17 protein-coding genes are annotated in these 16,776 nt (G+C 69.0%); 10 read left to right on the forward strand and 7 right to left on the reverse strand.

Annotation, left to right across the window (positions count from 1 at the left end; all coding sequences use genetic code 11):
- Nucleotides 1–93 precede the first annotated feature (93 nt).
- Entirely contained in the window at nt 94–1,776 is a 1,683-nt protein-coding gene (locus CS1GBM4_RS24785; protein WP_186419763.1) for a HAMP domain-containing methyl-accepting chemotaxis protein, read from the forward strand.
- A 14-nt stretch (nt 1,777–1,790) separates the two neighbouring features.
- Here the strand turns inward: CS1GBM4_RS24785 and CS1GBM4_RS16300 are convergent, their stop codons facing one another.
- From CS1GBM4_RS16300 to CS1GBM4_RS16310, 3 genes are all read right to left on the reverse strand, one after another.
- The gene (locus CS1GBM4_RS16300) at nt 1,791–2,558 is read right to left on the reverse strand and encodes an ABC transporter permease (protein ID WP_186419764.1); all 768 of its coding nucleotides are present in this window, start codon (nt 2,556–2,558) and stop codon (nt 1,791–1,793) included.
- On the reverse strand, nt 2,555–3,481 hold the full coding sequence (locus CS1GBM4_RS16305; protein WP_186419765.1) for an ABC transporter ATP-binding protein: 927 nt from the start codon (nt 3,479–3,481) through the stop codon (nt 2,555–2,557). The genes CS1GBM4_RS16300 and CS1GBM4_RS16305 overlap by 4 nt, the downstream gene beginning before the upstream one ends.
- 302 nt (nt 3,482–3,783) lie before the next feature.
- Nucleotides 3,784–4,413 carry a hypothetical protein gene (locus CS1GBM4_RS16310; protein ID WP_186419766.1) on the reverse strand — a complete coding sequence of 210 codons (630 nt, stop codon included), beginning with the start codon at nt 4,411–4,413 and terminating at the stop codon, nt 3,784–3,786.
- Between the two features lie 146 nt (nt 4,414–4,559).
- Between CS1GBM4_RS16310 and CS1GBM4_RS16315 the strand changes: the two genes are divergently transcribed.
- Together CS1GBM4_RS16315 and CS1GBM4_RS16320 are read left to right on the forward strand one after the other, a co-directional pair.
- The gene (locus CS1GBM4_RS16315) at nt 4,560–5,855 is read left to right on the forward strand and encodes a DUF3422 domain-containing protein (protein ID WP_186419767.1); all 1,296 of its coding nucleotides are present in this window, start codon (nt 4,560–4,562) and stop codon (nt 5,853–5,855) included.
- A gap of 89 nt (nt 5,856–5,944) precedes the next feature.
- Nucleotides 5,945–6,565, forward strand: a complete 621-nt coding sequence (locus CS1GBM4_RS16320; RefSeq protein ID WP_186419768.1) for a glutathione S-transferase family protein — start codon at nt 5,945–5,947, stop codon at nt 6,563–6,565.
- A 17-nt stretch (nt 6,566–6,582) separates the two neighbouring features.
- On the opposite strand, the gene CS1GBM4_RS16325 is transcribed toward CS1GBM4_RS16320, so the two are convergent.
- On the reverse strand, nt 6,583–7,524 hold the full coding sequence (locus tag CS1GBM4_RS16325; RefSeq protein WP_186419769.1) for a pentapeptide repeat-containing protein: 942 nt from the start codon (nt 7,522–7,524) through the stop codon (nt 6,583–6,585).
- A gap of 242 nt (nt 7,525–7,766) precedes the next feature.
- Between CS1GBM4_RS16325 and CS1GBM4_RS16330 the strand changes: the two genes are divergently transcribed.
- The 6 genes from CS1GBM4_RS16330 to CS1GBM4_RS16355 all read left to right on the forward strand — a co-directional run bounded on the left by CS1GBM4_RS16330 (nt 7,767) and on the right by CS1GBM4_RS16355 (nt 12,200).
- Nucleotides 7,767–8,135, forward strand: a complete 369-nt coding sequence (locus CS1GBM4_RS16330; protein WP_186419770.1) for a transporter — start codon at nt 7,767–7,769, stop codon at nt 8,133–8,135.
- Between the two features lie 155 nt (nt 8,136–8,290).
- Nucleotides 8,291–9,283, forward strand: coding sequence for an NAD(P)-dependent oxidoreductase (locus CS1GBM4_RS16335; RefSeq protein WP_186419771.1), 993 nt, complete (start codon nt 8,291–8,293; stop codon nt 9,281–9,283).
- On the forward strand, nt 9,280–10,728 hold the full coding sequence (locus CS1GBM4_RS16340; RefSeq protein ID WP_186419772.1) for an aspartate aminotransferase family protein: 1,449 nt from the start codon (nt 9,280–9,282) through the stop codon (nt 10,726–10,728). The genes CS1GBM4_RS16335 and CS1GBM4_RS16340 overlap by 4 nt, the downstream gene beginning before the upstream one ends.
- A gap of 325 nt (nt 10,729–11,053) precedes the next feature.
- Nucleotides 11,054–11,473, forward strand: a complete 420-nt coding sequence (gene rnk / locus CS1GBM4_RS16345) for a nucleoside diphosphate kinase regulator (RefSeq protein WP_186419773.1) — start codon at nt 11,054–11,056, stop codon at nt 11,471–11,473.
- A 74-nt stretch (nt 11,474–11,547) separates the two neighbouring features.
- Nucleotides 11,548–11,805, forward strand: a complete 258-nt coding sequence (locus CS1GBM4_RS16350; protein ID WP_186419774.1) for a type II toxin-antitoxin system prevent-host-death family antitoxin — start codon at nt 11,548–11,550, stop codon at nt 11,803–11,805.
- Nucleotides 11,802–12,200, forward strand: a complete 399-nt coding sequence (locus CS1GBM4_RS16355) for a type II toxin-antitoxin system VapC family toxin (RefSeq protein WP_186419775.1) — start codon at nt 11,802–11,804, stop codon at nt 12,198–12,200. The genes CS1GBM4_RS16350 and CS1GBM4_RS16355 overlap by 4 nt, the downstream gene beginning before the upstream one ends.
- Nucleotides 12,201–12,309: 109 nt before the next feature.
- Here the strand turns inward: CS1GBM4_RS16355 and CS1GBM4_RS16360 are convergent, their stop codons facing one another.
- The 3 genes from CS1GBM4_RS16360 to CS1GBM4_RS16370 all read right to left on the reverse strand — a co-directional run bounded on the left by CS1GBM4_RS16360 (nt 12,310) and on the right by CS1GBM4_RS16370 (nt 15,722).
- Entirely contained in the window at nt 12,310–13,620 is a 1,311-nt protein-coding gene (locus tag CS1GBM4_RS16360) for an FAD-binding oxidoreductase (RefSeq protein ID WP_186419776.1), read from the reverse strand.
- Nucleotides 13,617–14,507: a UbiA family prenyltransferase gene (locus CS1GBM4_RS16365; protein ID WP_280177728.1), complete on the reverse strand. Its 891-nt coding sequence runs from the start codon at nt 14,505–14,507 to the stop codon at nt 13,617–13,619. The genes CS1GBM4_RS16360 and CS1GBM4_RS16365 overlap by 4 nt, the downstream gene beginning before the upstream one ends.
- A 168-nt stretch (nt 14,508–14,675) precedes the next feature.
- Nucleotides 14,676–15,722, reverse strand: coding sequence for an MBL fold metallo-hydrolase (locus CS1GBM4_RS16370; RefSeq protein WP_210201587.1), 1,047 nt, complete (start codon nt 15,720–15,722; stop codon nt 14,676–14,678).
- A 93-nt stretch (nt 15,723–15,815) separates the two neighbouring features.
- Here CS1GBM4_RS16370 and CS1GBM4_RS16375 point away from each other — a divergent pair, with 93 nt between their 5' ends.
- Complete coding sequence (locus CS1GBM4_RS16375) at nt 15,816–16,742, forward strand: tyrosine recombinase XerC (RefSeq protein WP_186419778.1); 927 nt, start codon at nt 15,816–15,818, stop codon at nt 16,740–16,742.
- Nucleotides 16,743–16,776 lie beyond the last annotated feature (34 nt).

Below are 16,776 nucleotides of genomic sequence, written 5' to 3' on the forward strand. Positions count from 1 at the left end.
CCCCAACGGAAACTTAACCAAGCCATGCTCTTGTGACCGGCGGGTTCCCCGCCGCGCACCATGACGAAGCCGTGGCCTGACTCGCGACACCAGATGGCCACGCCGCGCACCATCCCGAGCCAGATCCTCGCAGCGATATCGCTTCTCGTCATCGCAGCCGCCATCGCCATCGGGCTCGGCGTCCACAGCCTCGGCCGCTATGCGAGCACGACCAAGGAGATGCAGTCGGTCACGCACCGCTCCGCCATCGCCGAGAGGATCAACGGGCTGGTGAACGCGGTCGTGATGGAATCGCGCGGCATCTACATGAGCGACGGCGCCATCGGAGCTGAGCGCTTCGCGCCGCCGCTGTTGCAGAACCTCGCCGAGATCGAGCTGCTGATGGCCGAATGGCGGCCGCTCATCGAGGATCACGAGCGCGCCGCCTTCGAGACCCTCGAAGCGCGCATCGAGGAGTTCCTCCATTTCCGGCGCGACATCGTCCGGCTCGGGCGCCAGGGCGCCACCGGGGCGGCGCGCGAGGCCGGCAACGACGAGGCCAATCGCAGCAACCGCAAGGCGCTGAACGACACGCTGAAGCGCATCGCCGGCAGCTATGACGGGCGCAGCGCCGCTCTCGACGCCAGGCTCGAAGCGATGCAGCGCGACAGCGTCAACCTGCAGATCGGCGTCGGCGTGCTCTCGATCCTGACCGGCCTCGGTCTCACGATCCTGGTCGTGCACCGCCGCGTCTCGCGCCCGCTGCGCCGGCTCGCGACGACCATGCGCAGCCTGGCCGCCGCCGAACCGGTCACGGACATTCCGCTCGCGCATCGCCAGGACGAGATCGGCGACATGGCGCGGGCGGTCGAGGTCTTCCGCGACAATGCCCGCGCCCGCGAGGCGCTCGAGGCCGACGCCGCGCGCAACGAGGCCGGACGCACCGCGCGCCAGCAGCGGATCGCCGAGATCGTCGCCGCCTTCGACGCCCGGCTCGCCGACGCGCTCGAAACCGTCGAAACCGGAGCCCACACGCTGGAAGGCGCCGCGCGCTCCGTCAGCGAGATCGCGGCCGCCCGCATGGTGCAGATCGGCGGCGCCCAGAACGCCTCGCAGGATGCCTCGGACAAGGTCCAGCATGTCGCGGCGGCGGCCGAGGAGCTCTCGAGCTCGATCGCCGAGATCGCCGATCGCGTCGCGCTGGCGAGCGCCATGGTCCGCAACGCCGCCACCGATGCGCAGGGCGTCAGCCGGCGCGTCGACAATCTCGCGCAATCCTCCGAACGCATCGTCAGCGTGATCGACCTGATCCGCGACATCGCCGAGCAGACCAACCTGCTCGCGCTCAACGCCACGATCGAAGCGGCTCGCGCCGGCGAGGCCGGGCGCGGCTTCGCGGTGGTCGCCGCCGAGGTCAAGACCCTGGCGAGCCGCACGGCCGAGGCCACGAACGCGATCGCGAGCCAGATCGAGGCCTTCCGGAGCGAAGCCGTCGGCGCGGTCGACGCGATCGGCACGATCGCCACGACGATCACCGACGTCTCGCAGCACACCACCGCCATCGCCGCCGCCACCGAGCAGCAGAAGAGCACCACCTGGGAGATCGCCCGCAACGCCCAGGCCACCGCCGACGGCGCCGCGACGGCGGCGCTGGCGCTCGACAGCCTCGCCGCCGCCTCCGGCGAAGCGACGGGCGCCGCCGCCGACACGGCGCGCACCGCGGAGAACCTCGCGCGCGAGGCGGAGGCGCTGCGCGGCGCCGTCGCGACCTTCTTCGGCCAGATCAAGGCGGCCTGAAGCGCCTGCGCGCCTCAGTTCTTCAGCCGGTAGCCGGTCTTGAAGATCCAGGCGACCACGGCGATGCAGGCGGCGAGGAAGGCCAGCGTCATGGCGAGGCTGACGACGATGCCGACATCGGCGACGCCGTTGAAGCTCCAGCGGAAGCCGCTGATCAGGTAGACGACCGGGTTGACCAGCGTCACCGCCCGCCAGAACGGCGGCAGCATGTCGATCGAGTAGAACGAGCCGCCGAGGAAGGTCAGCGGCGTGATCACCAGCAGCGGGATCGCCTGCAGCTTCTCGAAGCCGTCGGCCCAGACGCCGATGATGAAGCCGAACAGGCTGAACGTCGCCGCCGTCAGGATCAGGAAGAGCAGCATCCAGACCGGATGGGCGATCTTCAGCGGCACGAACAGGAAGGCGGTGGCGAGGATGATCAGCCCGAGGATCACCGACTTCGTCGCCGCCGCCGCGACATAGGCGAAGACCGCCTCCCACCAGGCGACCGGCGCCGAGAGCAGCTCGAAGATCGTGCCGGTGAATTTCGGGAAATAGATCGCGAAGGAGGCGTTGGCGATGCTCTGCGTCAGAAGCGAAAGCATGATCAGGCCCGGCACGATGAAGGCGCCGTAGGGCACCCCGTCGATCGCCCGCATATGCGAGCCGATCGCCGCGCCGAAGACGATGAAGTACAGCGAGGTCGAGATCACCGGCGAGAGGATGCTCTGCAGGGGCGTGCGCCAGGTGCGCGCCATCTCGAAGCGGTAGATCGCCTTGATCGCGTGGAGATTGGCGTTCATGCGTTCGCCCTCAGCAGTCCGACGAAGATGTCCTCGAGCGAGGACTGGCTGGTGCGCAGGTCGCTGAAGCGGATGCCGGCCTCACCGAGATCCTTCATCAGGGCGGTGATGCCGGTGCGCTCGGCCTTGGTGTCGTAGGTGTAGACGAGCTCCTCGCCCTCGGCCTGCAGCGTCAGCCCGTAGCCGGCGAGGGCTTCGGGGAGTGCCGTCAGCGGCGTCTGGAGGTGCAGGGTGAGCTGCTTCTGGCCGAGCTTGCGCATCAGCTCGGCCTTGTCCTCGACCAGGATGATCTCGCCCTTGCTGATCACGCCGACCCGGTCGGCCATCTCCTCGGCCTCCTCGATATAGTGCGTGGTCAGGATGATCGTGACGCCGTCGTCGCGCAGGCGGCGCACCAGCTTCCACATGTCCTGGCGCAGCTCCACGTCGACGCCGGCGGTCGGCTCGTCGAGGAAGAGGATCTGCGGCTCGTGCGCCAGCGCCTTGGCGATCAGCACGCGCCGCTTCATGCCGCCGGACAGGGTCATGATCTTGCTGTCGCGCTTCTCCCAGAGCGAGAGGTCGCGCAGCACCCGCTCGACGATCGCCGGGTTCTTCGGCTTGCCGAACAGGCCGCGGCTGAACGAGACCGTCGCCCAGACGGTTTCGAACGCGTCGGTGGTCAGCTCCTGCGGGACGAGGCCGATCCGGCTGCGTGCGGCGCGGTAGTCGGCGATGATGTCGTGACCGTCGGCGAGGACCGTGCCGCTGCTCGGGTTGACGATGCCGCAGACGATGCTGATCAGCGTCGTCTTGCCCGCCCCGTTCGGCCCGAGCAGCGCGAAGATCTCGCCGCGCCTGATGTCGAGATCGATGGTCTTGAGCGCCTGGAAGCCGGAGGCATAGGTCTTCGACAGGCCGGATATCCGGATGATCGGTTGCATGGGCGAACGCTATGATGGAGCCGCGGCAATTGGATGAAGGTGGGATGGCGCCGTTTCGCCCTGCCGGCGACACCCCACGGAACAAGAATGGCCGGGCGAGCCCGGCCATAGCAAGTCCTTCTGCCAGTTCCTGTCAGCGCATGAAGAACCAGAGCAGGATAATGACGGGGATCGGAACGCCTACCAGCCACAGAATGATCGAACGCATCGCCGCTAACCCCTTGATTGTCATCGGATGAGGATGACGGGACAACGTCGCGGACCGGCCGGCGGTTCCACGCCGGCCGACGAGGCGGAGATTGTCAGCCTCGCCGATCGTCGACGCTCGGATGCCAGAGCGGCCGATAGCCGTTCGCCAACGCGGCCAGTGTCGTCGGCGGGGTCAGCGTTTCGACCAACCCGGCCGGCCGCGGTCGCGGCGCGACATAGCCGGAAGGCGACCAGAGCAGGGCCCTCGCCCCGCGCAGGGCGAGGAACTCGCCGGCGCCCGTGGCGATCATCGCGCCGTCCGGCAGGCTCTCCGCCGGCAAGCTGTGCAGGCGCTTGCGCCTACCGTCGCGTCGCTCGCGATCGAGCCGCTCGTCGATGGCGGGGAAGAGCGGCACCTCGGGAAGTCCGAGCCCCGCGACCAGCGCCGCCCGATAGGCATGCGCGTCGCCGCGCCGGCATTCGACGCAGGGCCGGTGCCCGGCGGCGAGCGCCGTCACCTCGTCGCAGAAGAACAGCTCCGTGTAGTAGCGGCCCCAGACGTCGCGCCGGCGGCCCTTGAAGGCGAGGACGCAGCAGATCCACTGCTTCGTCGCGTAGAGCCGCGCCGGCAGGGCCTTCGTCGCCGGATCGTGGAACCTGCCGCCGCGATTGCCGAACAGCAGGCCGCGCGCCGGATCGGCGAAGAGGGAGCCATCGGGACGGACGCGGTTGGGCAGCGGCATGGCCTCACCCTGGGCGATGGCAGCGCCGGATCATGTCACCAGCCTCTTCCCTTGCGACATCGCGCCCGACTCGCGGCGCCCCCCGCTTTCCGGCAAGCTCCCGGCGTGCGGAAGAAGCCGAGAGCAGGCGCACGCAGGGGGGCTTGATGGATCGCACTACCGACAGCGCCGCGCCGCAGCTGACGGCGCATCCGTCGCGCGGCGCCATCCTCGGCGAAATCCATGCCCGCCCCTTCGCGCCCCTGGCGACGCCGCAGCGGCTGCTGCATTTCGCCTTCATGTCCGATCAGGCCCAGGCCGCCGCCGACCGCGAGGCGCTCGCCCGCTTCTGCGCCGAGCGGGGAGTCCCCGGCCCGGCCGACGGCGCCAAGCATCATCGCGCCAGGCTCGGCGAGACCAGCCTGCGCTGGGAGCAGCACAGCGAGTTCACGACCTACACCTGGGAATTGCCCTCCCCCGGCGCGTACCCGTTCCTGCCGGCGAGCTCGGCCTTGCCGCATGCCATGCACGCCCTGCCGCAGCCGGGCCCGCTCCTGGTGGCGGTCGACCTGCATCTGCTGCCGGAGGCGGCCGCGCCGGAGCTCGGCACGCTGTTCGACGCCGCCAGCCTCGCCGCCTCGCTGGTCGACGGCGAAGCGGCGGTGGCCGCGACCGACTTCCGCGCCGGCGCCGACGGCTTCGTGCGCATCCTGGTGCTCGACCGGGCGCTCGGTCCGGCGCGCGCGGGTGCGCTGGTGCAGCGGCTGCTCGAGATCGAGACCTATCGCGTGCTCGCCCTGCTCGGACTGCCGGAAGCCCAGCGCCTCGCCCCCTCCGTGCGCCGGATCGAGGAGATGCTGGTGCGCATCGCCGGCACGATGACGCAGACGGACGGGCTCGCCGCCGACAACGCCCTGCTCGACGAGATGACGGCGATCGCCGCGACCATGGAGTCCGAAGCCGCCTCCTCGAACTACCGTTTCGGCGCCAGCCGCGCCTATGACGGCATCGTCGGCCAGCGCCTGGAGGCGATCGCCGAAGAGCCCTATGGCGGCTGGCCGACCATCGCCGCCTTCCTGTCGCGGCGCATGGCGCCCGCGATGCGCACCTGCCAGATGCTGCAGCAGCGCCAGCTCGACCTGTCGCGTCGCATCGCCCGCGCCGCCAACCTCCTGCGCACCCGCGTCGACGTCGCGCTCGAGCAGCAGAACCGCGACCTGCTCGCCGCGATGAACGAGCGCACCCGGCTGCAACTGCGCCTGCAGCAGACGGTCGAGGGGCTCTCCGTTGCGGCCATCGGCTATTACGTCGTCAGCCTGTTCGGCTATCTCGCCAAGGGCGCCAAGGACGCCGGCTTGCTGCCGGTCGATGTCGGCGTCGCGACGGCGCTGTTCGTCCCGGTCGCACTGCTCTGCGTCTGGGCGGCCGTCAGGCGGATCCGGCGCGGCCATGGCGAGAGCTGAGCTCCAGCCGGGTCCTGACATCCTCCGGCAGGCGCGGATCCTATCCGCTCCTCGGCGGTTGCTCAGGCGCAGCTCGCGGGAGACCCACCATGCTGACCTTCTATCACGCGCCGCATTCGCGCTCCCTCTCGGTGCTCTGGCTGCTCGAGGAGCTCGGCCAGCCCTATGCGATGGAGCTCGTCGACATTCGGGCCGAGGGCGGCCCGCCCGAAAGCTACCGCGCCATCCAGCCGCACAAGAAGGTGCCGGCGATCGTCGATGACGGCACCGTCGTCACCGAGCGCGCCGCCATCTGCCTCTATCTGACCGAGCGTTTCCCGCAGGCCGGGCTGGCGCCGGCGGTCGGCGACGCCGACCGCGCCGCCTTCCTCACAAGACTGGTCTACAGCGACGCGGTGCTCGACCCGATCATCGCGACCGCGATGCACAAGCTCCACTACGACCCGCGCGGCTTCTCCTTCGGCTCGCATGCCGACACCATCGCGAACCTGGCGAAATGGCTGGGAGAGCATCCCTACGCCGCCGGCGAACGCTTCACCGCCGCCGACACCCAGCTCGGCGCCGGCATCCATTTCGGCATGACCGTCGCCGGCGTGCTGCCGCGCCTGCCGGTGTTCGAGGCCTATATGGGGCGGATGGTCGAACGTCCGGCCCTGCAACGGACCATGCGGAAGGACCAGGATCTGGCCACGGGCCTGCGGCAGGCCTGAGCCGGCTCACACGCCGGTCAGCGGCGGCCGAGCTGCAGCCGCTCGAGCGCCGCGATCTGCTGCGCGACCGGGGAGACCTGGGCGGCGAGGGAAATGCCCTCGAACTGCCGGCGGCCACGGAAGCGGGCCCGCTCGAAATTCGAGCGGCCCTCGAAGGCGGCGTTGCTGAACCAGGCGCCGCGCTCGAAACGGGCGCCGGCGAAGCTCGCCATCTGCCCGAACCGCGTCGCCTCGAAGCCGGCATTGCCGGCGAACTCGGCCTCGCCGAAATCGGCGGCTCCGGCGAAGCGGCAGTCGCCGAAGCCGGCCTCGCCGGCATGACGCACGCCGCGAAACTGGGTCACGCCGTCGAAGCGCGCGCCGCGGAACCAGGCGTCGCCGGAGAACTCCGCCTCGACGAAGCAGGCCGTCCCCTCGCAGCGCATGTCGCGGAACTCGGCGGTGCCGTGCAGGGTCGCGGCGCCGAAATCGGCGTCGCCGGCGAAATGCGCCCGGTCGAAGAAGGCGTCGGCGCGGAAGCTCGCGTCACGGAAGCTCGCCGGACCGTGGAAATGCGCCTCGGAGAACCAGGCGTCGCCGCAGAAGGCGCTGCCGGCGAAACGGGCCGCGGCCGGAAAGATGATGCCGGCGACGTTGAATTCCCCCTCGAAGATCTCGTCGACCAGATCGACATCGGCGAGGAGGCGCCAGAGGGCGAGAAGCGCGCCGTCGGCGCCGATCCGGCCGCGCAGGCGGGCCATGGCGCCGGCCCAGCCATTCCAGCTCGCCGACCCTTCCCCGAGTCGCGCCAGCGTCGCCTCGCGCCGCGCCGCCATGAAGGCGGAGGCCTCCGGCCCGGCCGCGCCATAGCGCGCCGCGCGCTGCGCGGCGGCGAAGCCGGCCTGATGCGGCCGCGCCCAGGGATTCACCTGCAGCAGTTCGGCGCGCGCATCGGCCACGAGCCGGAACAGACTTGCCATGTCGCGGGGCGCCCTCGGTTAACGATTCATTAGGCATAAGCGAGCCGCGGGGCCGGTTCAATCGCTGCTTTTCCGCCGGGCCCGCATCGCCCGGCGCCGGAGCGCCGATCACCGTGGAGTTTCGTCGAGCGGCGCAGCACACTTTTAAGGTTACAGGCCGATAACCTTCTGCGGCGTAAGGCATTTGAAGTATTTTCCGCGCGATCCAAGGCGGCAACAGCCACGCGGAATGCCCAGCTCCGATGAACGCCTACCTGCCTCTGATCCTGTTCACGGTGCTGACCAACGCCGCGGCGCAGCTGATGCTGAAGCGCGGCATGGGCGGAGTCGGGCATCTCGACGTGGGAAGCGACGGGCTGATTCCCACCGTCTTCCGAGTCGTCTTCAACCCCTTCGTCTTCGCAGGGCTATGCACCTTCGTGGTCAGCATGGCCTCGCACCTCGTCGTGCTATCGAAGGTGCAGATCAGCTACGCCTACCCTTTCCTGAGCCTCGCCTATGTGGTGGTGGCCGTCTACGCCTACTTCGTCTTCCAGGAGGATCTGAGCCCGGCCCGCATCGCCGGCATCGGCCTCATCGTCCTGGGCACCATCTTCATCGCCCAAAGCTGAGGAACGACGCAATGGACCTGTTCGCCCGTTTCATTCTCCGCCTCGGCGCCCTCTTCGTTCCGCCGGCCGCGCCGCGTCTGAAGCCGGTCCCGGTGCCGGCGCGCCGCCCCGCCGCGCGGCGCTGACGCGTCCTTTCGAACAGCGGCGATCGAGACATGAAGCACATCATCATCGGCGGCGACGGCTTCGTCGGCTCGCATCTGGCGGCTGAGCTCGCGGCCATGGGCGAGGACGCCCTCGTCTGCGACATCAACAAGAGCCCGCACCCGCATTATGCCCGGGTGCCGTTCCAGCGCGTCGACGTGACCGATCCGGCGAGCGTCGGCAGCATCGCGCTGACGCCGCAGGACGTCGTCTACAACCTCTCGGCCAAGATGCTGTCGCCGATCGTGACGCGCAAGGAACGCCACGATTTCTTCTGGCCGGTGAACTATCACGGCACGCAGAACATCCTGAGCTGGATGGAGGCGAACGGCGCCCGCCGGCTCGTCCACTTCACCACCGACATGATCTACGGCCATTCGGTCACGGTGCCGCAGGACGAGACCCATCCGGCGAGGCCGCTCGGCGAATACGGCGAGAGCAAGCTCGCCACCGAGGCGCTCTGCCAGAGCTATCGCGACAAGGGTTTCCGTATCCCGATCTTCCGGCCGCGCCTGATCATCGGGCCGGGGCGGCTCGGCATCCTGGTCAAGCTTTTCCGGCTGATCGACCTGAACCTGCCGGTGCCGATGATCGGCTCCGGCAACAACCCTTATCAGTTCATCTCGGTGTTCGACTGCGCCAGCGCCTGCATCGCCGCCTGGAAGGCCGATTTCCCGAACAGCGCCTATAATCTCGGCTCGGACGATCCGCCGCCGGTGAAGAAGCTGCTCGGCGACCTGATCCGCCATGCCGGCTCGAAATCGATCCTGCTGCCGACGCCGGCCTCGCTGGTCAAGCTGACGCTCGACACGCTCGACGCGATCAACCTGCCGATCATGGACCCGGAACAGTACAAGATCGCCGACGAAATCTGCATCCTCGATACCTCCAAGGCCAAGCGCGAGCTCGGCTGGACGCCGAAATATCGCGACGAGGACATGCTGATGGCGGCCTATACCGAGTACCGCAAGGCGAAGGACGAGCAGAGGAGGAAGGCCGCATGAGCATGCCCGCCATGAGGACGGACGAGCCCGCCGCCCAGCCCTCGCGCCCGCAGCTGATCAGCGTCGAGGCCGCCAAGCAGCTCGATGCGGCGCAGGTGAAGGAGCTCTTCACCGCCCATATCAACCCCGGCCAGGTGCATTTCCTCAAGCTGCTCGGCTTCGACAGGATCCTGGTCGATCGCGCCGAGGGCATGCACTACATCACCAGGGACGGCCGCAAGATCCTCGATTTCTTCGGCGGCTTCTGCTCGGTCGCCTTCGGCCACAACCATCCGCGCATCATCGCCGCGCGCAAGCGCTTCCAGGACGAGAACCGCCATGAGATCTGCATGGCGTTCATGTCGCAATACGCGTCCGCTTTGGCGAAGAACCTCGCCACCATCGCGCCGGGCGATCTCGACATGGTCTTCCTCGGCTCGACCGGATCGGAGGCGATGGAGGCGGCGCTGAAGGTCGCCGAGCAGGCGCAGGGACCCGGCAAGTCGAAGATCCTGCACGCCGCCAATTCCTTCCACGGCAAGACCAAGGGCGTGCTCTCGGTCACGGATTCGGCGCTCTACCAGTCGCAGTTCAAGCTGGTCGAGAACCGGGTGAAGGTGCCGTTCGGCGACATCGAGGCCGTGCGCCGGGCGCTCGAGGCCGACCCGACCATCGGCATCGTCGTGATGGAGACGATCCAGGGCGGCGGCGGCATCGTCGAGGCGCCCGAGGGCTTCTGGCGCCAGTTGCGCGCGCTCTGCGACAGGCATGGCGTGCTCTGGGTCGCCGACGAGGTGCAATGCGGGCTCGGCCGCACCGGCCAGTTCTTCGCCTTCGAGCGCGACGGCGTCGTGCCCGATGTGACCGCGCTCGCCAAGGCGCTCGGCGGCTCGAAGGCGGCGATGGGCGCGATGATCGCCCGCCGCGACATCTACATGAAGGCCTATGGCAAGCCGAAGACGGCGCTGATCCACGCCCAGGCCACTTTCGGCGGCATGGGCGAGGCCTGCATCAGCGCGATCGAGGCGCTCAACGTCCTCTATGACGAGGACCTGATGGGCAATGCCAAGCGCCAGGGCGACTACCTGATCGAGCGCCTGAACGCACTACGCGCCAGGCACCCGACCCTGATCAAGGAGATCCGCGGCCGCGGCCTGATGATCGGCGTCGAGTTCCAGGACATCAGCGAGACCATGCCCTTCGGCGTCAGGCACATGGTCGCATTGCTCGACGACAAGCTGAAGGGCTCGCTCTGCGGCTTCATCGGCGCGCTGCTGCTGAAGGACTACGACATCCTCGTCGCCTTCACCGAGTACAATCGCAACGTCATCCGGCTCGAGCCGCCGCTGATCGTCACGCGCGAGCAGTGCGATGAATTCATCGCCGCGCTCGACGACCTGCTCTCGCGCGGCATCACCCGCATCGTCACCGACTATCTGCGCAAGGTCGCGGTGGCGAAGGGCTGAGGAAACTGGTTACCTCGCAATGTCCGGGGCCGGCGCACGCCGGCCCTTTTGCGTTCGGCCGGCGCTCCGGCCAGCCTTGACAGCGAGGCCGCAGCCCCCAACTCTATGAAGATGACGACGAAGCACCGCCTCGTATTCCGGGTCGCCCCGATCGCGGAATCCTAGCCCCGGACTCGGCCGAGCGCGCCCCGAGTCCAGGGGTGCCGTCGATGCTGTCCTTCGTCATTGCAGCCCGACATCCCAGGCGTCTCCTCAATCAGCCTCCCGAACTTGCCGGTCGCGCTCTGGCGCCGCCGTCGCGCGCGCCATCGCAGGATGAAAGCCCATGCCCCAGTCGACCCAGAAGCCCCACCGCAAGCCGAAGATCATCGTCGGCGAGATCGATCATGAGCGCCTGACCGGCCTCGCCACCACGGCGCTCGAGCGCGTGCCCGAGGTCGCCGAGGAACTGCTCGCCGAGATGGACCGCGCCAAGGTGGTCGCGCCCGGCAAGCTGCCGACCGACGTCGTGCGCATGGGCTCCTTCGTCACCTTCGATTCCGACAGCGCCCAGCATCGCCGCGTCCAGCTCGTCTATCCCGGCGAGGCGGACATCGAGCAGGGCCGCATCTCGGTGCTGACTCCGATCGGCGCGGCCCTGATCGGCCTCTCCGCCGGCCAGTCGATCGCCTGGACCGCCCGCGACGGCAGGAAGCATGTGCTGACGGTGACGGCGGTCGAGCAGCCGGCCATGGCGCCGGCCTGAGCCCATCGCCTCCTCGCTCATTGATATGGACTATCGAATGGACCATATTGGCGAGGTATCGTGATCGTGCCGTCATGCGCATATCCGTCTCCGAGGCCAAGGCCCAGCTGACCGAACTCGTCCGCCGGGCAGAGGCCGGCGAAACCGTCGTGCTGACCCGGCACGGCCGGGAGGCCGTGCGACTCGTTCCAGTTCAGCGCGCCGTCGATCGAATGGAGCGCCGCGCGCTGATGCAGCGAATTCGGCTTTCCGGAGCGGCGAAAGCTTTGCCGGGGCCGGCGGCCGCGCGGAGTCAGGACTTCCTCTACGACGATGATGGCCTGCCGCGATGATCGTCGTCGACACCTCGGCGCTGATGGCGATCGTGCTCGACGAACCCGAGGCCGAGCGTTGCATGATCGCACTCGCCGACGAGCCGAACCTTTCGATTTCGGCCGTGACCGTTGCCGAGGCGCTGATCGTGGCAGGGCGGCGCGGCGTGCGGACCGAGATGGCGGATTTGCTCGGCGGTCTCGGCTTTGCCGTCGAGGCGGCTGACATGTCCACCGCGCACGGCGTCGCCGAGGCCTATCGCGCCTGGGGCAAGGGCCTCGCTCCAGCCGGTCTCAACTTCGGCGATTGTTTCGCCTACCAGCTGGCGCGGCAACAGGATTGCCCGCTGCTCTTCGTCGGCGACGACTTCAGCCGCACGGATATCGTCGCGGCCGGCGGGGCCTGGTCGGGCTGAGCCTAGAGCCCGTTCCGACCGGCTTGCACCGCAAGCTGATCGGTAAGGCGGTCTCTAAGCAAAAAGTGAGAGCCGGATCCGATCAGAACAACCTGTTGACGCTCCACATCTAGCCGCCCGTCACCCGCCGCCAGAAGCTCGACGAGAAGGCCGGATCGACATGGCGCGCGAAGTCGCGCCAATGCGGGAACGAGGCCTCGAAGGTCGCGGCCGACATCCGCGCGTCCTTGTAGGGATTGACCCGGCCGCCGGCCTCGATCGCGACCCGGTCGAGCGCGTCGAGCAGCCTCAGCGTGCGCTCGCCGCGATGCGGGAAGTCGAGCGTCAGAGTCGCGCCGGGAACCGGAAACGACATCAGCCCCGGCGACGGCAGGTCGCCGAACAGCTTGAGCACGGTGAGGAAGGAACTCTCGCCCGCCTCCAGGGTCAGGCGCAGCATGTCCTCGACCGCCCGGCGCGCCTGCGCCGTCGGCACCGCGCACTGGAACTGGCGCAGCCCCTTGGGCCCATAGGCCCGGTTCCAGTCGCGGATGCGGTCGAGCGGATAGAAGAAGGGCCGGTAGGGAACGCGCCGCGGTTCGGGCGTTCTCGGCTGGGCGGCGCGATAGAGCGCGTTGAAGACGCGCAGCGTCAGCCCGTTGATCAGCGGGAAGGGTGGCGTCAGCGGGAAGGGCAGGACGGGCGGGGCCTTCGCCGGGGGCGCGTCGGAGGCCGGCGCGTGATTGGCGCGGAAGAACACGCCGCGGCCGAAATGCCGGCCGCCGGCGAGCGAATCGACCCAGGCGACGGTGTAGTCATGCGTGGCGTCGGACTGCCCCGCGATGGCGAAGAAGCCGTCGAGGCCGTCGAAATGCACGGTCTCCTGCAGCACCTGCGCCGAAGCGACCGGCATCAGCTGCAGCTCGACCCGCAGGATCAGGCCCGTCAGCCCCATGCCGCCGATCGTGGCGGCGAAGAGCTCCGGGTTCCGCGTCGGCGTGCAGGTCAGGACCGAACCGTCCGACCGGGCGAGCTCGAAGCCCAGCACATGCCGGCCGAAGGTGCCGGCGCGATGATGGTTCTTGCCGTGGACGTCGTTGGCGAGCGCCCCGCCGATGGTGACGAGGCTGGTGCCCGGCGTCACCGGCGGGAACCAGCCGGCCGGAACGCTGAGCTTCAGCACCTCCTCCAGCAGGACGCCGGCCTCGCAGAGCATGGTCCCGGCCTCGACGTCGAAGGACAGGATGCGGTCGAGCCGGCGCGCCGCGATCAGCTCGCCGCCGTCGTTCAGGCAGGAATCGCCATAGGAGCGGCCATTGCCATAAGCCAGAACCGGGCGCCGGCGCCGGCGCTCGGCGAGCCAGTCTTCCGGTTCGAGCAGCGTCGAGTCCCTGGCCTCGAGGCCGCCCCAGGAACGCAGGACCGCGCGTTCGCCGCTCACGGCAGCACCGTCGCTCCGACCATGATGAGCACCACCACCACACCCATCAGCTGGCTGCGCCAGTCGCGGATCATGAACACCAGCGGGTCGTCGGGCATGCCGCCGCGCCGCGCCAGAAACCACATGCGCGCCATCTGGTAGAGGATGACCGGGCAGATCAGCCAGATCATCTCCGGATGGCGATAGAGCTCCTTGACCGCGGCGCTGTCGACATAGAGCGCCATGATCAGCGCGCAGGTGCAGCCGGAGGCCATGCCGAGCTGCGAGAGCGCCTCGATGTCCTCGGCCTGGTAGCCGCGCCCGGCCTTCTTCAGCCCGGACTGGTCCTGGGTGATGCGCAGCTCGGCATAGCGCTTCATCAGGGCCAGACTCAGGAACAGGAACATCGCGAAGGCGAGGAGCCAGGACGAGACCGGGATCGCCGCCGCAGCATTGCCGGCGATGATGCGCAGCGTGTGCAGGGCGGCGAGGCCGAGCACGTCGACCAGGAGCTTGCGCTTCAGGACAAGGAGATAGGCCAGCGCCAGGACGAGATAGGCCGCCCAGACCATCATGTAGAGGCCGGGGCGCGGCAGCAGCGCCGTCAATGCGCCGGAGGTGATCAGCAGGCCGGGCACCATGGCATAGGCCTGGCCCTTGGTGATCTCGCCGGCCGCGAGCGGACGTTTGCATTTGGTCGGGTGGCGCCGATCGGCCTCGACGTCGATGATGTCGTTGAGCAGGTAGATCGACGAGGCCATCAGCGAGAAGGAGACGAAGGCGACGAGCCCGTAGAACAGCGCCTTCGCGTCGAACACGTCGTGATTGAGCAGGATCGGCACGAAGACCAGGCCGTTCTTCGCCCAATGATGCGGCCGCATCGCTCGAAGCATCGCCGGTAGAGCCATCGTCCCGTCTTGTCGTCCCGCGCAAGGCACGGCGCGGCCCCCGGCCGGATTGCTCCGCCCCCGCGCTCCTGGCGCGCATTGATGCGCCGCGAATCCTAATTCCACATGGACCGGCCGCGGCGACACCCCGCTCTTTTCCGATCATGCTTAATTTTTATGCGCCACGGCTCAGCCGGCCGCCATCACCCGCATGATGCCCGCCTGCGGCTCCGCCCAGCGCAGCTCGCCCTGCCGCAGCATCGCGTTCACATGGGCGAACACCTCGCTGAAGGCGAAGGAGAGCTGGTGCGGGTCGAGCGGCCGCGTGAACATCACCGGCACCAGCTCGGCGACAGAATGCGGCCCCCCGGCGACTGCTTCCGCGATCAGCCGGCAGCGCTCGTCATGATGGGCGGCGAGCGCGGCGCAGCGTTCCGCCAGCCCGTAGAACGGCAATTGGTGCCCCGGCAGCACCAGCGTCCCCGGCGGGATCGCCTGCGGCAGCGCGCGCAGCGAGCGCAGATAGAGGCCCAGCGGATCCCCCTCCGGATCGACTGCCCAGACGCTGATGTTCGGCGTGATCCTGGCGAGCACCTGGTCGGCCGCCAGGAACACCCCGGCCTCCGGACAGTGGAACATCAACTGCTCCGGCGCATGGCCGTCGCCGGCGAGGACGAAGAAGTCGCGCCCGCCGATCCGCACCACATCGCCCGCGACGATGCGGGTGAAGGTCGGCGGCAGCGGCGTCACCTGCCTGAGATAGCCATGGCCCAGCGTCGAGACGACCTGCGTCACCTCGGCCGAGAGCCCGTGGCGCAGATAGAAATCCCTGTAGACCGGCGCCTCCGCCGCGCCGGGGCTGAGCGAGATGTTGAGGCAGCCGAGATAGCTCGTCTGGCTGGTCAGCAGCGGCGTGCCGAAGCGCTCGTGCAGCCAGCCCGCGAGCCCGATATGGTCGGGATGGAAATGCGTGACGAAGAGCCGGCTCAGCTTTTTGCCCGCGAGCGCGCCCGCCATCAGCCCGAGCCAGGCCTGCCGCGTCGCCTCGTCGCCGATGCCGGTGTCGATCACCGCGAAGCCGTCGCCATCCTCGATCAGGTAGATGTTGACGTGGTCGAGCCGGAACGGCAGCCCGACCCTGGCCCAGAAGATGCCGGGAGCGACCTCGATCAGCTGGCCCGGCGCCGGAGGCTCGGGAAAGGGGAAGATCAGGCCGTGCGGATCGGGAGCGTGCAATTTGGTCAGCCCTGAACAATTTCTCGAGGGTTCATAGCAGGCGGCGAGCGAGCCGGACAACGGTTGTTAAGGCTCGCGCGGCAAGATCGCGCCATGAGCGATTTCGACACCCTCCGGCGCGACTGGCTCGCCCATCTCGGCCATGAGCGCCGGCTCTCGCCGAAGACGCTCGATGCCTATGGCCGCGACATCGACCAGTTCGCCGCCTTCCTCGCCCATCATCTCGACGCGCCGCCGACGCTGAAGGCGGTCGCGACCCTGAAGCCGGCCGACCTGCGCGCCTTCCTCGGCTATCGCCGCCGCGACGGCGTCGGCAACCGCACGCTGATGCGCCAATTGGCGGCGCTGCGCTCGCTGGCCCGCTTCGGCGAGCGCAGCGGCCGGCTGAGCGCCGCCGCCTTCGCCGCCACGCGCGGGCCGCGCCTCGGCAAGGGCCTGCCGCGCCCGCTCGACGCCAAGGCGGCCGCGGCGGTGACCAGGGCCGACAGCCGCGCCGGCGAGGAGCGGCCCGATTGGGTGCTGGCCCGCGACGCCGCCGTGCTCTCCCTGCTCTATGGCAGCGGCCTGCGCATCTCCGAGGCGCTCGGCCTCAGGCGTTCGCAGGCGCCGGCGAGCACCGCCGACGCGCTGACCGTGCTCGGCAAGGGCGGCAAGACCCGGATGGTGCCGGTTCTGCCGGTCGTGATCGAGGCCATCGCCGGTTATCTCGCGCAATGCCCGTGGCGGCTGGCGCCGGACGGGCCTCTCTTCGTCGGCGTCAAGGGCGGCCCGCTTTCTCCGCGCATCATCCAGCTCGCGGTTGAGGGCCTGCGCGGCTCGCTCGGATTGCCGGGCAGCGCGACGCCGCATGCGCTGCGTCATTCCTTCGCCACCCATCTGCTCGGCCGCGGCGGCGATCTGCGCGCCATCCAGGAACTGCTCGGCCACGCCTCGCTCTCGACCACGCAGATCTACACCCGCATCGATTCGGCCCGCCTGCTCGCGGCCTATGATTCCGCCCATCCCCGCGCCCGGGGATAGCCTCCGCGACGTCCCTGAAATCGTCTTGATTCCG

The sequence above is a fragment of the Allobosea sp. CS1GBMeth4 genome, from assembly GCF_900185715.1.
GTDB lineage: Bacteria > Pseudomonadota > Alphaproteobacteria > Rhizobiales > Beijerinckiaceae > Allobosea.